15 protein-coding genes are annotated in these 19,961 nt (G+C 47.9%); 9 read left to right on the forward strand and 6 right to left on the reverse strand.

Going from position 1 to position 19,961, the window contains the following annotated elements; genetic code table 11:
• Positions 1-125 precede the first annotated feature (125 nt).
• Positions 126-2,306, forward strand: coding sequence for a DUF1566 domain-containing protein (locus tag I8H75_00640; GenBank protein MBH2005849.1), 2,181 nt, complete (start codon positions 126-128; stop codon positions 2,304-2,306).
• On the opposite strand, the gene recG is transcribed toward I8H75_00640, so the two are convergent.
• From recG to yidC, 5 genes are read right to left on the reverse strand one after another with little or no spacing between them, the layout of a single operon-like run.
• Positions 2,283-4,304: an ATP-dependent DNA helicase RecG gene (gene recG, locus I8H75_00645; GenBank protein ID MBH2005850.1), complete on the reverse strand. Its 2,022-nt coding sequence runs from the start codon at positions 4,302-4,304 to the stop codon at positions 2,283-2,285. The two genes, I8H75_00640 and recG, sit on opposite strands and share 24 nt — an antisense overlap.
• Entirely contained in the window at positions 4,274-4,471 is a 198-nt protein-coding gene (locus tag I8H75_00650; protein MBH2005851.1) for a hypothetical protein, read from the reverse strand. Before I8H75_00650 ends, recG begins: the two co-directional genes overlap by 31 nt.
• A gap of 7 nt (positions 4,472-4,478) precedes the next feature.
• Positions 4,479-4,946, reverse strand: coding sequence for a transcription elongation factor GreA (gene greA / locus I8H75_00655; GenBank protein MBH2005852.1), 468 nt, complete (start codon positions 4,944-4,946; stop codon positions 4,479-4,481).
• Positions 4,943-5,593: a hypothetical protein gene (locus I8H75_00660; GenBank protein ID MBH2005853.1), complete on the reverse strand. Its 651-nt coding sequence runs from the start codon at positions 5,591-5,593 to the stop codon at positions 4,943-4,945. The genes greA and I8H75_00660 overlap by 4 nt, the downstream gene beginning before the upstream one ends.
• The gene (gene yidC / locus I8H75_00665; GenBank protein MBH2005854.1) at positions 5,590-7,209 is read right to left on the reverse strand and encodes a membrane protein insertase YidC; all 1,620 of its coding nucleotides are present in this window, start codon (positions 7,207-7,209) and stop codon (positions 5,590-5,592) included. Before yidC ends, I8H75_00660 begins: the two co-directional genes overlap by 4 nt.
• Before the next feature lie 547 nt (positions 7,210-7,756).
• On the opposite strand from yidC, the gene I8H75_00670 reads away from it, so the two are divergent.
• The gene (locus I8H75_00670) at positions 7,757-9,733 is read left to right on the forward strand and encodes a DUF1566 domain-containing protein (protein MBH2005855.1); all 1,977 of its coding nucleotides are present in this window, start codon (positions 7,757-7,759) and stop codon (positions 9,731-9,733) included.
• A 172-nt stretch (positions 9,734-9,905) separates the two neighbouring features.
• Here I8H75_00670 and I8H75_00675 read toward each other — a convergent pair whose 3' ends face one another.
• Positions 9,906-10,592: an RNA pseudouridine synthase gene (locus I8H75_00675; GenBank protein MBH2005856.1), complete on the reverse strand. Its 687-nt coding sequence runs from the start codon at positions 10,590-10,592 to the stop codon at positions 9,906-9,908.
• Between the two features lie 130 nt (positions 10,593-10,722).
• Here I8H75_00675 and pal point away from each other — a divergent pair, with 130 nt between their 5' ends.
• The 7 genes from pal (at position 10,723) to I8H75_00710 (ending at position 19,955) form a co-directional block, all read left to right on the forward strand.
• Positions 10,723-11,316 (forward strand): peptidoglycan-associated lipoprotein Pal, encoded by a 594-nt coding sequence (gene pal / locus I8H75_00680; protein MBH2005857.1) that lies wholly within the window; start codon positions 10,723-10,725, stop codon positions 11,314-11,316.
• Positions 11,317-11,356: 40 nt separating this feature from the next.
• Entirely contained in the window at positions 11,357-11,983 is a 627-nt protein-coding gene (locus I8H75_00685) for a tetratricopeptide repeat protein (protein ID MBH2005858.1), read from the forward strand.
• Positions 11,980-13,803, forward strand: coding sequence for a PD-(D/E)XK nuclease family protein (locus I8H75_00690; protein MBH2005859.1), 1,824 nt, complete (start codon positions 11,980-11,982; stop codon positions 13,801-13,803). The genes I8H75_00685 and I8H75_00690 overlap by 4 nt, the downstream gene beginning before the upstream one ends.
• 147 nt (positions 13,804-13,950) lie before the next feature.
• Complete coding sequence (locus tag I8H75_00695) at positions 13,951-15,342, forward strand: DUF1566 domain-containing protein (protein ID MBH2005860.1); 1,392 nt, start codon at positions 13,951-13,953, stop codon at positions 15,340-15,342.
• 10 nt (positions 15,343-15,352) lie between these two features.
• Positions 15,353-15,925 (forward strand): hypothetical protein, encoded by a 573-nt coding sequence (locus tag I8H75_00700; protein ID MBH2005861.1) that lies wholly within the window; start codon positions 15,353-15,355, stop codon positions 15,923-15,925.
• A 788-nt stretch (positions 15,926-16,713) separates the two neighbouring features.
• On the forward strand, positions 16,714-17,694 hold the full coding sequence (locus tag I8H75_00705) for a DUF1566 domain-containing protein (GenBank protein ID MBH2005862.1): 981 nt from the start codon (positions 16,714-16,716) through the stop codon (positions 17,692-17,694).
• Positions 17,695-17,696: 2 nt separating this feature from the next.
• Positions 17,697-19,955, forward strand: a complete 2,259-nt coding sequence (locus I8H75_00710; GenBank protein MBH2005863.1) for a DUF1566 domain-containing protein — start codon at positions 17,697-17,699, stop codon at positions 19,953-19,955.
• The last annotated feature ends 6 nt before the right edge of the window (positions 19,956-19,961 follow it).

The raw sequence follows: 19,961 nt of genomic DNA on the forward strand, positions 1-19,961 counted from the left end.
ATTTTATATTCACGAGGATTGTTGTTGAACCAGAACAAAGCATTTACAGTGCTAAAAAGAGAGCGTAGGAATCCAGAAAGTAGGTTTTTGCCTAGCTTATCCATGCTGAAGAGAGTACTCGTTTTATGAATTTCGTTTTCGCTTTTATTTTTCTTATTTTTGCTTGGTCTCCAACTATATTGGCTTGGAACTTGCTTGGGTATCGCCCCGCTTGGTTGCAAGATGCTTGGTCTGAGGTGGCTCGAATGGGCCAACAGATCCGAGACAGTGTTCGAGAGGTGAAACCTCTTTCACTCGGCTCGGCTTGGGTGCCACTGACTCGCATCGGCGACGACTACATCGCGCAAATGATCCAACGAGATCAGCGCATCCAAGAACTCCGGCAAAAGATCCACAGACTGCGTCAAATAGACAAGGCTTCGGAAGCTTCGGCTGCGGAAGAAGAGCTCTTACGATTGATCGAGCTGGGGGCTTTGCCTGAGAAGCGTTCGAAAGCAGGAGCTCTGAAGATTGGGTTGGAACTTAAAGATACAACACCGGGCGAGTTATCTCTGCCTGCCTCTAAAGCCAAGGATTCGGTGCCGGGGCTACGCTTGGTTCCCGGTACTGGCGGCCCGCCGCCTCAACCGAACCCTTTACCGGCAGACGTGCGTAACGACTTACCCGATCCTGGGATCCCTTGGGGGATCAGTGGACGCGTTTTCAGAAACAAGACGCTGGTTCCAAACGGTACCTATTTCAAAGCGGAAATACTCCCAACCGATCCAGAATGGCGTTTTATTTGGCGTTGCTTTTACCACGACAAGCCGACCAAATGGGGCCTTTCGCGGGTCTATTGTGTTCATGACCGAGACCAAACAAACGTTTTTGAAGCAAATATCGCTCTGCTGGAGAAAGACGCCACCGCTTTTAAGCCAACTTGGGATGTGGAGCCTCGGGCAGATCAGCGCGCGGTTGCGATCGAGCGTTGGAAACAAGCTGTAGCACCCTTTTCGCCTTTTCACACAGTGGAAAGTGATGGGCGACCTAGAACCTTTAAAAATACCAAAGTTTTACCCCTTTGGCATGGCAGTGACTCACAGAAGTGTCATGGAATCGCGAATAGTGGGTTTAAGTTTTCTGGAAAGCTTGCTCTCGAGGGTCAAGCGTCATTCGACACGGATGATGGATACTTTGGTAGTGGGATCTATTTTACGAATAGCGCTCGTTATGCCGGAGATATTTATAGTAGAGGCGATTTGATGATGGCTTGGGTGTCTATGACGGAACCCTTTCCCATCGTCGGAGATCCCTCCCAGTTAGACATGGCACTTTTGTCGTGTGAAGGAGCCTATAAGCATTACAATGCGCATTACATTCCGGTGTTCCCAATGGAGGATAATTTTGATTGTGCCGAATATTATCCTTGTCTGGCGGGTCAAATGCCTGTTTGCGATGAGCTGGTGATTTTTCAACGATCTCAAGCTTTGCCGCGTTATTGGATAGAGCTTCAGGTAGAGCATCCTGCGATGGCGCGCCCGAGCCAAGCGCCAGCCTTTGTGGAAGATTTGATCCCGGTCTTGATGCAAGTCTTGCAGCAGCAAGAAGTGGATGCAGATAAGAGGCTTCGCAATGTGCTAAATAGGCACCTTGAGCGGCTCTTGAAGCAAGCGCGCGATGATGACTTGGAAGAGGATCAGTTGGAGATGCACGGGCAGCTCGCTCAGCTGTTTAATGCACAAGATAAGATGGATAAGTCTGTGCGTCAGGCCTTGATAGGAGCTTCGAGTTCGCTGGCAGGCGTTCCTGTGCAGGCTTCACAGGTGGCCGCTAGTGTAACCCGTGCCCATGCGTCAGTGGGCTTCTTCTCCCAGCTTCTAAAGGGAGCTGTTAGCTTCATTTCTGTCCAGAATTCTCTAATCCGCACCCAAGCGATGCGATCGGATCCGTTTAAGAAAGTTTCTGATTGGTATCAAGGCCCGCGCGATGCCCAAGAGGTGCCTGTTCTGGAATGGGAACGCACACCTTGCCGTGAGATAACTCTTAGAGAGGCCCAGGTTTACGCAACGCGCTCTTCGTCGGCAGAGTGGCGATTACCCACGGTTTGGGAATTAGAAGCGTTGTATCAGCAACGTGATGTCTTAGGAGTGCTTTATCAGCAAGGAGTGGATCACGAACAAGAGTGGTATTGGTCCAGCACAGAAATCTCTGGCTATCCAGAGCGCTCGTGGGTTATCAATTTGGATAGTGGGCGGGTCGCTTACGGTACTGTCAGCGCTGCTAACTCTCTTCGTTGCGTGCGTTTAAGGATGGAAACTGATGATTGATTGAGCCAGTTGTCGAGCAGGCTCGATTAAGTCTGCGTGCTGGACCAAGTCGCAGTGATGGAAAATAGGAAGACCGGATTGCCGTGTACCCAAAAAGTCACCGGGACCCCGAATCTTCAAGTCTTCGGCTGCGATTTCGAAGCCATCTTGGCTTTTTTCCAGGATGGCCAGCCTTCGATAAGTCTCTTCGCTGGGAAAGAGTTGAGGGGTTAGCAAGAAGCAAGTGCTTTTGCGCTCTCCGCGCCCTACTCTGCCCCGTAATTGGTGCAGCTGAGAAAGGCCAAATCGTTCCGGGTGAACGATCATCATGCAGGTGGCATTGGGGACATTCACCCCGACTTCAATGACGGTGGTGGAAACCAGTAAATCCGCTTGAGCACTCGCGAATCGATGCATGGCGGATTCCTTCTCCGCGCCCGTCATACGGCCATGAATCAAAGCGACTCGATCACTTCCAAAGCGCCCTGCCAGTTCAGCGAAAGCCTGCTCTGCGTTTAGAAGATCCATTTTTTCGGATTCTTCAACGAGCGGATAAATGATGTAGGCCTGCTCTTGGTTTCGAAGGCATTTGTCTGCCAACATCAGAACATTTTTTTGCGGATCGCCTTGCAGTAAATGCGTTGAAACCGGGGTTCTTCCCGGCGGAAGTTCATCCAATACCGACAGCGCAAAATCTCCGTAGGCCGTTAGAGCGAGGCTTCGAGGGATTGGGGTTGCGGTCATGGCGAGCACGTGCGGGACAAAGGAGCCTTTTCGACCTTTGTTGCGTAACTCGCTTCGTTGGTGGACCCCAAAGCGGTGCTGCTCGTCAACGATGCAGAGTCCTAGATTTTTAAACACAACGTCTTCTGAAATCAGAGCGTGGGTTCCGATGAGAATATCGATGTTTCCTGATTGAAGCGATTTGAGCATTTCTCGGCGAGCCGGCACGCTCAAGCTGCCCATAAGCTTACCCACTCGTTCGCTGCCAAATAGTTGAGAGAATACGTGAAAATGTTGTTCGGCCAAAATCTCGGTAGGAGCCATCATGGCGGTCTGGTAGCCATTTTTTTGAAACAGTTTGGCGGCACAGGCTGCGACGGCTGTTTTGCCGGATCCTACATCTCCTTGGAGCAAGCGAAGCATGGGGTAAGACTGGCTTGTATCGTCGCTGATTTCTTGAATGACGCGAATCTGGGCGTGAGTAGGAGCAAAGGGCAAGAGGCCCTGAAATAGCTCCCGAGCCGATTCGCGTGGCAAAATCGGAGATTGCAGCTTCAGCTGTATTTGTCGGTGTTTCAACAAACGGCATTGGAAGTGGTACAATTCTTCAAAAGCCATGCGGCGAAAAGCAGGATGCTGGCCTGGGTCTGCGATTGCCTCGACGGGTTGGTGAATGGTTTGATAGCTTTCCAGCAAGGGCAAAAGTTTGAGCTCTTGAAGCTTTTCGATCGGCCAATCCGGTGCAGAAGCTTTTTGGACTTGCTCCAGCGCAGCTTCGATAAATTTGGTCAAATCATGGGAACTGAGCCCCTTGAGTTCCGGGTAGATCGCGCAAACTCCGTGAAAGGGTTCGGGCTTGTTGCCCAAGGCGACTTTGGGGTGGACCATTTGCATCATCGCGTTAAACGCCGTGACTTCTCCGGTGACAGTCAGCTGAGTTCCAGGCTTCGCTTTGAGGAGATAAGCGACGGGTTTTAGCTGGAAAAATACGAGCTTTAAAAAACCGGTTCCATCTTTTAAGATCATTTCCAATCGTTGGTGCTTGAAAGAACCAAGTGTCTGCAAGCGCAGAATCGTTCCAACGACCCTAGCTTGCATACCGGACTTTAAGTCTCGAATCGGAAGTTGCACACGATTTTGGTAGCCTTTGGGAAGGATGCTCAAAAGGTCCTTGATCTTTGAAATGCCAAGGGCCTCCAATGCGCGTTGTTTCGCAGGACCTACACCGGGCAAGGTCTGGATGGGTTCGTCATAAGGAGAGGCGCTCATGGAAGCCAATGGTGAAAGAGGACCCAAACCACCATCGCCAAAGTGACAAGGCCAGCGAGCAGCAAAACCCAGCCCTGCCTTTTCGAGTTTGAAGCCTCTTGGCTTCGATCTTGAGAAAGAAGACCTTGTTTCTCGGCTTCTTGCTTGACCTCTTCGACGATAAATTCGGCGGTAATTTCTTCGGTTGGATCCATCAAGATATTATATCAAAATTTCGACAATTTCACACTCTTTGATACCCTTGGGGGTTTGGATTTCAATTTGATCTCCAACGGATCGTCCGACCAAGGCTCTTGCGATGGGAGAGGTAATGTTGATCTTTCCTTGTTTTAAGTCGGCTTCGTCCTCGCCAACCAGTGTCCAACGCTGTTGTTCGCCCGAGTCAGCATCGCAGATGACAACCGTGACCCCAAAGAGGACCTTCGAGCCATCGTGACGACTTAAATCAATAATCTGCGCACCCGCCAGTTTGGCCTCAATTTCACGAATACGACCTTCTACCAAGGACTGTTTCTCTCGAGCAGCGTCGTATTCCGCGTTTTCAGAAAGATCTCCGTGGGCTCTGGCTTCTGCAATGTCTTGGATGACTTTGGGGCGGACTTCAATTTTTAAGCGTCGAAGCTCTTCGGTAAGAGAGTCAAAACCGCTCTGGGTCATGGGGTAACTCATGGGGCCTCCAAAACCGTCAATCGAATCCGGTCACTCGGTAAGCGATTGACAATTTTATGGGTTAAAAAATTAAGCGTTGCGAGTGGAAGCTCTCCTGTTTTAAAAGCAGGATGCCGGACGAATACTTGCACCGAAGGTTTGGAATCCGACAATTCAAGATTGGCTTCGACGAAGGCTTCGGCTTTCGCGTTTTGAAAGATGGACTCAACAACGGCTTTTGCTTGCGCACATTTATCTTCTGGAGTGCTGGTCAGCGTGAATTCCACGCGATCATCATCGTCCAATTCAAACAGCCGTCGAAGCCTCTTGTCACCATTGGGGTTTGGAGCGGCTTCGCTGGATTCAGCGGGTTTTTGAGGATCCGGTATGAGGTGCGCTAGGCCTGCCACAACCGGATTCACACCGCCGACAATATAACGGCCCATGCGAACCCAAGGGGCTTGCTCGCTCTTTTTGCGGTACGTTAAACCGCTCAATTGATGCGTTGGAGCTAAATCAACCGAGTTTCCCAGCTGATCATGAAGAACATCAAAATCTTTGGGATTCTCACGTTGATTTCCGATGTCTTCATTGGGAAATGTCATTTCCTTTTGAGGACGTCGATTTCCGACCGAATCGCTTGGGTTCAAACCATAATAATGTTTCATGTCAGGGACTCCGATCGCCTCCGGACATACACCTGCTGAGCAATGGTGAGCAGGTTGTTCACCAGCATGTAGAGAGACAGACCTGCCGGCAGATTTAACATAACAAACGTTAAAAACAAGGGCATAAACCAGAGCACGTATTTCATCTGAGGCTGAGATTCATCGATCTGCGGGGGAATAACCAGTTGGCTGATCAGCATGGAAACACCCATCAATACGGGAAAGGCGTAGTAGGGATCCGGCTTCGTGAGATCGAGAATCCAGCCATAGAAAGGTTGCTCGTAAAGTTCGACCGAGTTTCCCAGCATTTGGTAGAGGGCGAACCAGACGGGCATTTGAATGAGCATGGGCAGGCAACCTGCCATCGGATTGATCCCTTTTTCCCGATAAAATTCCATCTGCTTTTGCCCTAGCATGGCTTTGTCATGGCTGTATTTTTTCTGAATCTCTTTAAGTTGTGGAGCGATCTTCTTCATTTCTTGCTGAGACGCGAAAGATTTTTGAGTCAACGGAAACGTGAGCAGCTTAATAAAAATCGTGAGAAGAATAATGGCAATGCCGAAGTTTTTAACCCATTGATCGATCCAGATGAGCAACCACAAAAGAGGGCGGCTCAGCACTCCAAACCAACCATAGTCGATGTTCTCTTCCAGGCCATACCCTGTGTTTTGCAGCAAGCCTATTTGCTTGGGGCCTAGGTAAGAAGAGAAAGCAAAAGTTTGGGTGGCTCCTGCAGACAGGCTAAAAGATTTGGCTTCGAGTCGAATGCCGAATTGATCGCTTCCGTCCACGTGTTGAAACGCTGTCTTGGCCCCTTGAAATAGGCTGGGTGTTTCTGGAGCCAGAGACATCAGAAAGTAACGTCGATCGAATCCAACGTATCTGGGGCTTGCTTGGGCGTGTTCTGGTTTTTCTTGCAAGTCTTTTTGCCCGAATCGATGATGCTTGTTGTTGACATTCCAAGTGACCGCCAACTGATCCGACTCATGGCCGGCTAATTCGGAAGTATTCATCTCCAAATCGATGGATAGGTGTCGCGTTGCCAAGCCAAGATTTTTAAAAGACACTTCGTGAGCCACAACAAAAGGTCGTTCTGTGAGCTGGTAGCGGTGCTCCACCTGAATCCGATCTTGGGTTTGTTGGACGAATGTGACGCTATCGCTTGTTGCAGCAACGGTTTGAAAGCGGCTCTTGGGGGAGAGAGCGAGCTCTGAGTCGCGTGAAACCACAGAGAAATTGGGACTAAAGGCAATGGGTTTCTCATAGCCTAGCAGATTCAACTGTTCGAGTTTGGCCCCTTCGCTGCTCAGCCTTGCTGTATAGCCTCCCCGAATGGAAGCCTCGGGTTCCAACCTCTTCGTGAGAACCGTTTCAGTGATAGGTATGTTCAAAGTTTCAAGAGGCAAAATAGCTTTGGGTTTGACCGGAACCAGAGGAGCCATTGGAGTCGAAGTCTCCGATTCGGCTAAAGATACCGGTTTGGAGCGCGGTCCGAAGAAGGCGTTGTAGCCCATCAGCAGGGCAGTCATTAAAAACACCGCCAAAAAGAGGCGTTTTAGATCAGGTGAATCGGGATTCATGCGCGCCAAATTGCCTGAAAGAATCTGATTTGACAAGGGACGGGGCGCTCAGGCCAGCCATCCCTGTCTCAATAGACCTCTTCTGGCACTTTGTATGTTGTGTATTAAGGCCGAATGATCCCCTAATGCGTTTAGAGCTTTGCGTTAGCCGCCGAGATCGTGCGCGGTTCAGCCCAAGAGAGGGAAAAGGCTTGCCAAAGTTAAACGAGTGTGTAGATAAAATCGTCAAAATCAGTAGGCGAAGACTGGTAGCAGAAATGTGTCCGGGTTCAAGACATTTGAGACTGGACAGGGCTCACTTGGATGCCTAAACCCTCTAGAAAATGTACGGTACAAACCGCATTGAAGTGTTTAATGATTGGACCCACTGACATAGGAAGAGACCTTTGATCTTTCTTTAGTCGAATCGCATCGAATGCGATTTGGTTCTAAAGATTGCTGCAACATATTTTTGTCGATACAGGTTGCATCGGATCACAACATCGAGATCACGTTGTATTGACGGCTCTACAGGGAAAGTCTAAGAATTAAGGAAAGTAGGTTTTTGAATAGCCTCGTCAATGAGAGGAGAGTGTTTATTTATATGAATCAAATCTTCGTTTCTATTTTCTTTGTTTTTGCCCTATCCCCCAATTTGTTCGCCTGGAATTTGCTGGGGCATCGTCCTGCTTGGTTGCAAGATGCCTATTCGGAAGTGGCTCGCATGGGCCGGCAAATTCGAGACAGCGTTCGAGAGGTGAAGCCCCTTTCACTCGGTTCGGCTTGGGTGCCGCTCACGCGTATCGGTGACGACTACATCGCGCAAATGATCCAGCGGGATCAGCGCATGAAAGAACTTCGACAAAAAATGCACAGACTGCGCCAAATAGACAAGGCTTCGGAAGCTTCGGCCGCGGAAGAAGAGCTCTTGCGGTTGATCGAACTGGGGGATTTACCCGAGAGGCATTCGAAGGCAGGAGCTCTGAAGATTGGGCTGGAGCTTCTGGATGCAGTACCCGGCGAGTTATCTCTGCCTGCCTCTAAAGCCAAGGATTCGGTACCGGGGCTACGCTTGGTTCCCGCCGGTGGCCCACCGCCTCAACCCAACCCTTTGCCGATCAACGTGCGTCATCACCTACCCGATCCGGGGATTCCTTGGGAGATGAGTGAACGCGTTTTCAAGAACAAGACGCTGGTTCCAAACGCCACCTACACCAAGGCGGAAGTCCTGCCAAGCGACCCGGAATGGGATTTCGTTTGGCGCTATTTTTACCACGATAAGCCGACCAAATGGGGCCTTTCGCGGGTGTATTGTGTTCACGATCGAGACCAGACAAACGCTTTTGAGTCGAATATCGCTCGGCTTGAGAAAGACGCCATCGCTTTTAAACCAACTTGGGATACGGAGCCTCGGGCAGATCAGCGCGCGATTGCGATTGAACGCTGGAGGCAAGCCGTTGCAGCTTTTTCGCCTTTCCAGATCAAAGAAAACGATGGACGGCGTAGAACCTTTCAGAACACCAAAATTTTGCCTCTTTGGCATGGTAGCAGCCAGGGGAAGTGTCATGGGATCGCGAATAATGGATTTGCGTTTTTTGGAAAGTCCGCTCTCCAGAGCCCAGCATCTGGCAGTACGGATGATGGGTACTTTGGTAGCGGAATCTATTTTACGAACAGCGCTCGTTATGCCGGAGATAGTTATAGCGGGGGTCATCTGATGATGGCTTGGGTGTCTATGACGGAACCCTTTCCGGTCGTGGGAGATTCTTCTCAATCAGACATGGCACTTTTGAGGGGTGAAACAGCCTATAAGCATTACAATGCGCATTACATTCCGGTAGTTCCGACAGATGATAGTTTTGATTGTTCTGTGTATTACCCTTGTCTAGTAGGTCAAGCGCCTGTTTGCGATGAGTTGGTGATTTTCCAACGCTCTCAAGCCTTGCCTCGTTTTTGGGTGGAATTGCGATGGGAAAATCCTCTGACGATAGGTCCAAGCCAAATGCCAGCGTTTGCAGGGGATCTGATTCCGGTTCTGATGCGTGCCTTGGAGCACGCGGATGCGCATCAGAGACTTCGTCGTGTGTTAAACCAACATCTTGAGCGGTTTTTACAGCAAGCGCGCGATAATGAGGAAATGCGCCAGCAATTTGCTCAGCTATTCAATGGACGAGGGGAGATGGATTTGTCTGTGTACCGAGCATTGACAGGATTGGTTTTCACGCAGGCGATGCGATCGGATCCGTTCAAACGAGTTGATGATTGGTATAAAGGCCAACGGGATGCTCAGGATGTCCCTGCTTTGGAATGGGACGGTAGGAGTCCTAGGCCAATGACTTTTGAAGAGGCTAAAGCTTATGTAGCGAGTCGTTCATCAGGGGGATGGAGATTGCCAACGATTTGGGAATTAGAGACGCTGTATCAGCAACGTTCTGTGTTGGGAGAAAAAGATGACCGTTGGTATTGGTCCGGCACTCCCATCGACGGTAAGCCTGGTTGCGTTTGGGTGGTCGGTTTCGGTGATGGCGTCGTCGTCATCGGCGGTATGAGCTCTCCTTACTATATCCGTTGCGTGCGCTGAGGACAGGATGTTGACGCTTTGACTTTTGGTCTTTTAGACTTTTTTCTTGCGCGACCGAAGGTCCGCGCACCAGGCGAAGCCTGGTAACAGGAATGTTGGGCAAGCAGATGGTTGTGTTGCAACAACGGTGAGTGCGTCTTTGCGATTGCTTATCCAGATGCTTACCGGGCCCTTAAACTTTGAACGCAGCCAGGAAACGTTCTTCCGGTTCGGCTGTTACAACACGACGGCTCCCTCCTTCTGGAAGGGGAAAAGCGATTTGATGGGCGTGAAGAGCGATTGCGTTCGGGTGGTATAAACGTTTGGAGCCATAAAGTTGATCGCCTAAGATGGGAAATCCCAAATGACTGAGGTGCACTCGAATCTGATGCATGCGTCCGGTTTCAGGGTTTGCTTCCACCAGCGTCAGCCCTTCGTGTTTCTCCAAGACTTTGATTCGAGTGAGAGCGCGCTCACCATCTTCCGAGACAATTTGGTGAGCAAGGCTTTTTCGGCTTTTGGGAGTGTCGATTCGCTTGAGGCGAGCGTCGATATTCAGCTGCTTCCAAGGAGGAGTGCCTTCAATGATGGCGAGATACCGTTTATCAACCAAATGCTTTCGAAAAGCATTGGAGAGTGCTTGTTGCCCATAAGTATCTTTTGCCAAGATGCAACAACCGGTGGTGACCCGGTCCAGGCGATGGACTGGCTTAACGCCTTTGCCAAACCGTTCTTGCATGAGATCCAGCAAGGTAGGCTTTGGAGCACCGCGGCCTGTGACAACGACTTGATTGCTCGACTTATAAACGACCCAGTGATGTTTTCCTTGGTCCAAAATTGAAATTGCGCTAAAGCTCATAGGGTTGTGAAGAAACTCCATTTTTGAGAACCCCTGCCCAATTGTCAATCCCGGTACATTGTTCGCCGGGGACGATGGTCAATTCGATGAAATTGGGATATCGTAAGGTGGGCTTGCCGTTTTTGTGCGTCATGACCTGGAGGAGATAACGATGAAATTATTAGGTTTATTGGCTATTTGCGTTCTTTCAGCCTGTTCGTCCACCCCCAAGAACGGTTCTTGCAAGATAGATTCGGACTGTAAAGACGCTGTTTGTGTCTTTGGAAAATGCCAAGAATGCGCTGTTAACGCGGATTGCTTGGCTGGGAAGTCGTGTTCGGAGAATCGCTGTGTGGATTCCAGTTTAGGGGATGCTGCAAACAAATCGCAGAGCCTAATACAGACTCCTGACGAACTTTCGCAGTGCTTTCAAAGCGGAACGATTTATTTTGGTTTTGATCAATACGATGTCAAGCTTGAAGATAGCGATCGGTTAACCGATATGGCCGCTTGCCTGCGAGCAGATTTGGATAGCCGAATTACGATTGCAGGCAATACAGACGATCGAGGTACCGTGGAATACAACCTCGCTTTGGGGGAGAAGCGTGCCAAATCGGTGTCTCAATACTTGCAAAACTCTGGAATTAGTGATTCTAGAATACATGTGGTGTCTTATGGAAAAGAGAAACCGGTTGATCCGGCAAACAACGAAGAAGCTTGGGCGCGAAATCGTCGGGCTGACATTACTCTCGATACTCGCGATTAGCGAGACGGGTTGTTTTGTCCCTCGAGCAGAAGGCGATCAAATGCGGTTGGATATTGACCGATTGCGGCGTGAGCTGGTCAATACTCAACGCGAAGATGGCGATCGGATTCTGCTGCTGGAGAATCGCGTTAAAAAATTGGAATCCGGTGTGTTCAAAAGCTCGGCAGACCAAAGCCTCGAGCGAGAGAAGCTTGTGTCTGAAGTCGAGCAACTAAAAACACAGTTGGAGGAAATTCAGTCGAAGCCTTTGGTTGAGAAAGCACCTGAGTTGAACACGGATGCTTCCAAGCATCTGAGCAAATCCGATCAACTGGCCCTGATTCAACAAGCCTACTTAGACAAACGGTACGAAAAAGCCATCTTGGAGAGCGATGTCTTTTTGAGTCGGTTTTCCGGAGATAAGCCCTTGGCTGCGCAAGTTCTTTTTTGGCGTGGCGATGCCTACTTCGAGCTGGGTGAATATAAAAAAGCAATTCTTTCTTTCCAAGAATTTTTGACAAAGTATCCGAGCTTCAACAAGGCTTCAGAGGTTCTTTACAAAGTCGGTCTTTCTCTAGAGGCCTTGAAGTATCCCAAAGATGCCAAGGTATTCTTTGAAGAGATTCTTTCGAAACACCCCAAGAGTTCGTTTGCAGCCAAAGCTTCTCAGCGTTTAAAGAAGAAGTGAGTTCGTTCTTTGATGCGTTGGTGCATGGCCTTGCCTTGCCCAGCGAAATCTTGCGAGCTGGCGAACTCTCTCCACGGCTTCGCGCCTTGCTGGGCTCCTTGGTTGATTGGGAGTCTGTGCCTTCTCCTGCCATGGATTTTTTAAAGGCTTACCGTTCTCTGTCCGAGCAAACGATTTCTGAGCATCAGATTTTAATCCAGAATCGAGTGGACTTGAGTGAACTCGAGCTTAGCTATCTGTTTCGGATGGCAGAGTTTGGGGTTCCTGTTCATGTAGAGCTTCCAGTAGATGCATCCAATCAAGGCTTCAATTTGGCCGTTAATAGCTTGGCGACTCAAATAGAGCGGCGTCATGATTTGAAGAATATCCGTGTCTCCTTTAAGCCATTTGAAAAACCCAATCGACACTATTTCTACGAAGCAGCAGACTTGGTTCAAGAAGCCAGATGGGCTGCTCAAGTCGTTGCGGGGTTTGGGCCGGAGAAACGAGTAGCGGTAGCGATGCGAGTCGTAGACAGCAGGGCTTTGGTTTTCCAAGACGCCTTGAAAGCGCACGGAGTTTCTCAAACCATTTGGGAGTTTCCAAAGCTATTGGGGAAAAAATTTGACCACGTGGTGATCGTCGATGCGGCTCACGGGCGTTTAACGCTTTCTCGAGAGCCGGATTGGCCGTTAACCGATTCAGAATGCTTTGAAATCAACTGTTTGATGAAGCGCACGGTATTGCGGCGTTTTGAAGCAGATCCGCTCGAGCCAAGCTTGTTTGCTCCGCGGCAAGCTCTCGAACCGTTGTGGTTTTTAGGCTCCATTGCGGCCGCTTGCGATTCCGTGATCATCACGAGCTCCAAACAAGACCAGAACAGTCAAGCTCAGATGAGTAGTGAATTGATTCGTTTGGTGGATTTGGGCAAACCCATGGAGCGTTCCGCACTTGTTTTGAGAAAAAGCGCACAAGAACGACGCTTTGAGCAGTCTAAATCAAAGAATCTACCCAAGCTTCCATCTCGACCACTCGGTCTGCAGATTGACCCGAATCTGCTTCGTCAGCATCTGCCGGATGCGTTGGGGCAGAACCCGGCTCGGCCCATGAGTGCCACGCTCATCGAAGCCATGGCTCGATGTCATTTTCAGGCTTTTACGGAGCGTATGCTGCAGATCGATTTCAAACCCGATCAAGGGCAGGATTTGGATGCGCGTCTTATTGGGAGAGCGGCACACCTTGCCCTGGAACGTTATTATCGAGATGGGCGAAATATGGGGGAGACTTTGCGTGAGCTCAACCCGGAAGGAGTGCATGCTGGTATCTGGGAAGCAACGATTCTATGGCTTGAGAACGCTCTCAATCGGCTCATTAACCAGGCTCGCCAGGATCCACCGCTGGAAGGAGCTAAACCCGTTGCTTTCGAGCAAAAGCTTGGCCCCATGAACTTGTCGATGGGAGACGAGCAAATCTACATTGGTGGAGTTGCCGATCGCGTGGACGCTGCCCCTGGTGTCCAGGCTGTCATTGATTATAAGCTCTCCAATCTTGCGACGCTTCGTCAAAAAATGGCAGCTAAGGAAGTCTTGAAAACGCATTTTCAAATCCCCATCTACTTGCGATTGCTATCGAAATCAGGATCGAATGAGCGCTATGTGGGGTACCCGCTTTCGATCCGAGATGGGGCTCCTGGTCCTATTGTAGAGATGACGGAGCGCTTAGAAGAAATTGATCAAGCAATTCGTGAATTGGTGGAGCCTGTGCTGAAAGGCTTTATTGCTCAGGATCTGGGTCTGCATTGCGATACCTGTTCCCTGCGACGTGTGTGTCGGGTTGCCTAGTGAGTGACGTGTAACGCTCCATTGCATTTGTTAAAGGTGAGATCTAGGTTGGTTTTGAGTATTTTGACTAACACAAAACCGTGCCTAGCCATTGGACTTGGGCTGGGAACCTGCAGGAGGGGCTGCAAACCTCATGGAGAAAAGAGGATGGCGCCAGTCTACACATTCTTAGCAATATTATCAGGTGCACTCGCTCAGTTTTCTATCACGAGTGGGTTTTCGGACTCGTTTCATCATGCCTTTAAAAATCTTTCGAATGACACTGAAGGACGCAACGCGATTCGTGCTCTCTTAAGCTTAACCGCTGGCCGGATTAAGCAATCCCCTAGCTATCAAATGCCTTTTGAACTAAATTGCACCGTTATTTACGATCACCAAGTCAAGCGCGTAGACTGCTTCCCAAGTTTTAAGAATGTACCATGGCTTAAGATGGGTTGCGAAGAGCGTCCAGTCCTGACTGAAGGTGAACGAGAACAAGCGGCTGAGTACAATCTGCTTCAAGCTCGCATAGTGGTTGGGGCTTCAAAAGAGCAAATGCTTCAATCGAATTATTGGATCCGACGAAAACAGACGGTTACAAAGACAGATTTTCAATCGGAGAGTATTGCTCGAACCGAGTCATACGCTGTGACACGTACTCCGATGCTCACGGACACAGGTTCCCAATCGTGGGGTGTTACTGAGCAGGAATCGTGTTCTGCAACAGATACTCCAACTCTCCGGATGAATGGCCTCTTTGCCATGTGGAACGCTAGTGCTGGGATCTATGCCAACGCGATAGCTCAACCAGGTCGTTATGCAATATCGAATGGGGTTGTGACGGACACTTTAACCCAAATTCAATGGGAGCAGACGGCTGGAACAGATACAATGCTGTTTTCTTTTGCTACAAGCTATTGTTCGGCTCGCAGTACTGCTGGCTTCAAAGACTGGCGATCTCCCAATATTATCGAATTAGCGACTTTAGTTGATTATACCCGATCGACCCCACCATTTTTGGATCTAAGTTCTTTTCCTGGTGCGCCGGCTTCTAATTTTTGGTCTTCTACAGACTACTTTGGAAATCCGGGGAACTCTTGGTACCTTCGATCTAGTACAGATGGGGCTGTAGAGTATCAAGCTAACTCGATGAGCTTACCCGTTCGGTGTATTCGTACAAATTATAGTATTTTTCATGGCTTTAGATATTCAATAGGAACTGGAAATTTAAATGGAACTGTGATGGATATTGTTACTGGATTGACTTGGCAAAGAGTCACCCCTCTGACTAGTTATAGTCAGTCCGGCGGAGCGGTCTACTGTGCTGCCTTGGATTTAGGAGGATTTAGCTCTGGATGGCGGCTGCCTACTGTTCGAGAACTATTGAGTTTAGTAGATTATAGTCAAATAGGAAGTGCTGCAAGAATTGAACCTACTGCTTTTCCCGGAGAACCTGCTGACACTTTTTGGTCATCGACTGGTTCGTGGGATATCTGGTTCAATGAAGGATATTTTGGACGTGGATCTTCAAACCACCGAGTTCGTTGTGTTCGTAATTAGGAGTATTTTTATGAGTGGCTTCAAGTTTAAAGTAACAGTTTTATTTAGCTGTACGTTTTTATTTGTCTCCAATCTGTTAGCAAATGAGTTATTGCCTGGTCAGCTGCGTCCGTTTGGCTGGGTTTACCTGGGACGTGCAAAGCCCGATGAGCTTGTGAGGTTTATTATTTACTTGCACCAACCGAGACGAAAAGAGTTTAACAGACTCGCTGAAAAAATCAGTAATCCCAGATCAGAGCAATATGGTCGACATATGTCGCTAGAGGAGATTCATGAGTTTTTGAAAGTGCCGGAATCAACTTATGCTGAGCTAGATGCTTGGTTTAATTCAAAAGGATTGCCGAGTTCAATGTGCAACAAAGAGTGGGATCACTACGATTGTAGGAGGGTTCCTGTGAAAGATGCAGAGCATTTGTTGCAAGTCCGAATTGGAGTTTATGATTACGACTCAGGTCAGAAGCAAGAATTGATGACTGAAGATGAACCAAAGACACTAGAGTGTATAAAATATGTGATTGGAATTGAGTTTCAAGGTCCAATATTTTATTCGACAGGCCTTAAGGTGAGGAGAATTGATGATTAACTCATGAGAAATCTGTTGATATTTTATTTTGTATTATTTTTCGGCACGGTTTCATGCTTTTTACTGTCTTCCGTAGCTGGCCTGATTCAAGGTTCAAGCTCGTTTTTGAGTTGATCATTGACCGCTTCGATCAGAAATCGTTTTCGAAGCATGATGTTATACCACAGAGGGTTATCCCCAAAAGAGTTAATACGAGCAAAGCCTTGGCATGAGATGGACGAAACGGGGATAAGAAATCAAGTTTGGAAATTCTGAACGCCGGTGTGTAAGAATTCGAGATGAATAAACAAGAGCGTGTCTTCAAAGTCACTCAATTCGAGTAGCCACTTTGTGGCATCGCCAGCGAGCAAATAGTGTCGTCTTGTATCGAGTTGCTAAGCCCCAATACTACTTGAATCGGTTAAGCAGCTTCATCTATTGTTGTCGTGGACAGTAATGTCTTATATAACGATGTCGGATGCCTAATTCCATCAACAATCTTTCAGAAGGATGGTGCTGCTGACTCGTCTTGGATGAGAGAACAATATTTCTGGATATAATTTTTGATAGTTTGATCGTTGGTTTTGATCCGCATGAAATATCTCCGGCGCATGGATGAGACCTTATGCTCATTTTCTTACGTGATGCAGTGCGCCGAGTCATTTTAAATCTTCGTTGGAATGCCATCGAATCAGAGGTCGAAGTCATAAAAAATCATATTAACGTCGAGAAAAAATTGTTGTCACAATGCAAAAGTAGGAGTAGAGATGGTGAAGTCGTTTTAAATTTTCGCAATGGAGATGGTGCTCATGATTTCTCTTAAACCAGCTTTTTTTGCTGCATTTTTGGTGTTGTTTATTCATTCTCTTCATGCTGAGCAGGAATCTCTTCTCGATTCAGATACAATAGAAGATCAATATGATTTTTATCGACCTTGGTCCTCTAAAGCCTATCAAGATGGTACGCATCAACGTCGTCGATACAAGATTCTTCAAGCTTTCAAATCTGAGATTATACTGGATTCTTTTACGGGCTTGTATTGGGAAAGGCAGGCATCGACAAGCGGAATGAGTTGGGACAAGTCTAAGGCATCTGGATCCGCTCAAAGCTATTGTGCATCACTCAAAAAAGGAGGTTTTCTGGATTGGCGAGTTCCAAGCCCTATGGAGCTCCAGTCTTTGGTTGATTACACGCTTGATTCCGCCCCGAGCATTAACCAGCAGGCTTTTCCCGAGGCTTTGCCTGATTTTTTCTGGACTTCGATGAGCTACATGGCTTCGCCTCAGTACGCTTGGGGTTTCTTTTTTCAGAATGCAGATCTGGGGATGGATTTATCAGAATCGGGCGCTGCATCTACGTCCAGTGTCCGTTGTGTTCGGGGTTCTAAAATACCTTTAAAAAATCGCTTTACTGATCAAGATGGAAAACCTATCCAACCTACGAGCACACGGGTCTTGGATAGGGCTACCGGATTTGTTTGGCAGCGCATCATTTCTCAGGAAAGTTTTGATCTGGAAGGTGCAATTTCATATTGTCGGCAATTTGGCTTAGAAGGAGCCAGTTGGCGCTTACCAAGCATCAAAGAGCTTTTAACCATAGTTGATTATTCGAGTTATAAGCCGAGTATTCATAGGATTGTTTTTCCAGAGACTCTCTCCAGCAAGTTTTGGTCGTCCACTCCCTTTGTTGGTCAATCTGGTACCATGTGGGGCTTGAATTTTGCTCATGGCAGAACGAGTATTCTGGGTTCCGCTCAGAAATTTATGTTGCGTTGCATCAGGGATTTGTAGTCATGAAACTTTCTAAATTAATCGTATTTTTCTTGCTTGTTTGTGCCTTGCCTGTGGATGCGCGTTGGAATTTCGCGGCGTATGATGATCAGGCCAACCAATCTTATCGTTACAGTCTTATAAATTCAGCGAGTGTTTTTTTTGATCTTTTTACTGGTTCGATGTTGTTGAATACTGAAAGGCCGGCTTCTTGGTCCCAGCAAGTGGGATTTTGCGAGAATTCTTTTGGAAATTTGACAAGTATGTCAGAGCTTCAGTCGATCCTGGACTACGTTGCGGAATCTCCTTGGCCGGCTTCTTGGTCCGTTTCTTCGAATTTATTGGGGGATTATTGGACCTCGGATAGCACGGAATGGACTGTTGGTTTCTTTGCGAACCGTTCTTTGAGGAAAACGCAAGCAATCGGGCAAGGTAGCTATTATGGGATTTGTAGAACCGCGGCAGCAAACCTGAAGATAAGCAAACTTCGTTATACAGATGAGTTTGAAAATCCAATTTCTAACGAGTCTCTGTATGTTTTAGATCGAAAAACTTCGCTGCTTTGGAGTCGAGAGGTTAATCCTTGTTTAGAGCAATCTTATGCAGATACCGCCTGCCGCTCTCTCGGGGATTCATGGCATTTGCCAACGGTTAAGGAGTTGATGACGCTGGTTGATTATGATCGTTCGAATCCTAGTTTGAATACTGCTGTTTTTTCGACTCCAAGTGCTTATTATACTCATTACTGGACATCGACAGGCCTTAGTAAAGATGGGGATAACTATGCTGTTGTCTCCTTTACGGATGGCTCAATTAATGACGTTTCAAGCAATTACAGCAGTTGTGTCGGGCCAGATTGTTGTATTTTTGCACGTTGTGTGAAGAGAGTTAATCGTTGGGAGAACGCGTCTTACGAGGATGCTACCAATCAAACGATGCGCTTTAATGTGTTCAATAGTTTTGGTTCTGCTGCTCCTAATCCTGTTCTTCCTTCTCTTATTGTGGATACTTCTAATTGGCTTTTCTGGCGGGGTCTTGCTCACTCAGCATTGTCACATCAGGATGCTGAGTCTGCTTGTAGGAATGCTACCTGGGGAGCTCATGTGGACTGGCGCTTGCCTACGGTATCGGAACTACTTTCGACCTTCGACTATACCTTGGGAAAGTTGGCATTTCCCTTTCCTTTTCTTTCAAATAGCTTGTTGGCCTCTGAAAGCCATTTGTCATCTCCGATTGGGTATTGGACAATGGATACTTCAGATGGCACAACTGGTTCCATTCTCAATACATCTTCCGCAGGGTTGCTGTGCGTAAGAGGAGAGAATCGAACCGTTGGCGAAAATAAATATACGAACGTCTATGGAGGTCCGATACTTTCCAATACAACGCGAGTTCGAGATTCTAAGACAGGATTTATTTGGGCTCGAGGGGTGTTGTTGAATGAGCCATGTTCTGCGGATACAACAGCTTCCCTGGCTTGTCGGCAGACATATGGCCAGGGTTGGAGATCTCCAACGATTAAGGAACTCGCTACTTTAATCGATTACACCAGCGAAATAGGAATCAATGAGACATTGTTTCCTGGAGCAGACTATTTTTCGAACTGGTGCTCTTCAAGTATCGATTCTGCTGGGAATTCTCTGGTTGTAGCCTTTGGTTCTCAAGGAGGTGGAGGAGAAATCAAGATCGTTTCTGCGCAATCTCCCGTTCCAGGAGTCAGGACCTGTGTGCGTTTTGAGACAGAATGTACTCAAGATCTCGACTGTCAAAATACTACTAATCACTACTGTGTTGAAGGATTATGTTCTGGCTGTAGAACCAATGGAGATTGCGATGATGGTCTCGAATGCCGTGATAATAACCAATGTTGTGGTACCTGCGACGAGATTACCCCGTATTGCTATCAAAGAAATTGTTTAGAGTGTCTGGTAGATGCGGACTGTGAGAGCGGGTTTTGTTCAGAAGGAATGTGTAAAATATGTCATCTCAGTTCACAGTGCCCAGATGATAAACCGCATTGTAATCGGCTTGGAGAATGTCAGCAGTGTCCAGTGACTGTTCCTTGTGTGACAGGTCAGATTTGCGGCCCGAGAGGTACCCGTCCATGTGCTGAATGTTTAAGTGATGCGGATTGTCGAGGATTTTGTGGAAAGTCTTTGGCCTATTGTAATAACTATCAATGTGCTGCAACTTGCGAACATTCCTCACAGTGTTACGATGTTTGTGGTGTCAATGCTCCTCTGTGCGCTTATTCTTCTTGCCTTGCAGGAACACCACTTTAAGGAGAT

This window comes from Myxococcaceae bacterium, from assembly GCA_016000045.1.
Classification (GTDB): Bacteria; Myxococcota; UBA727; order UBA727; family JABDBI01; genus AER2-1.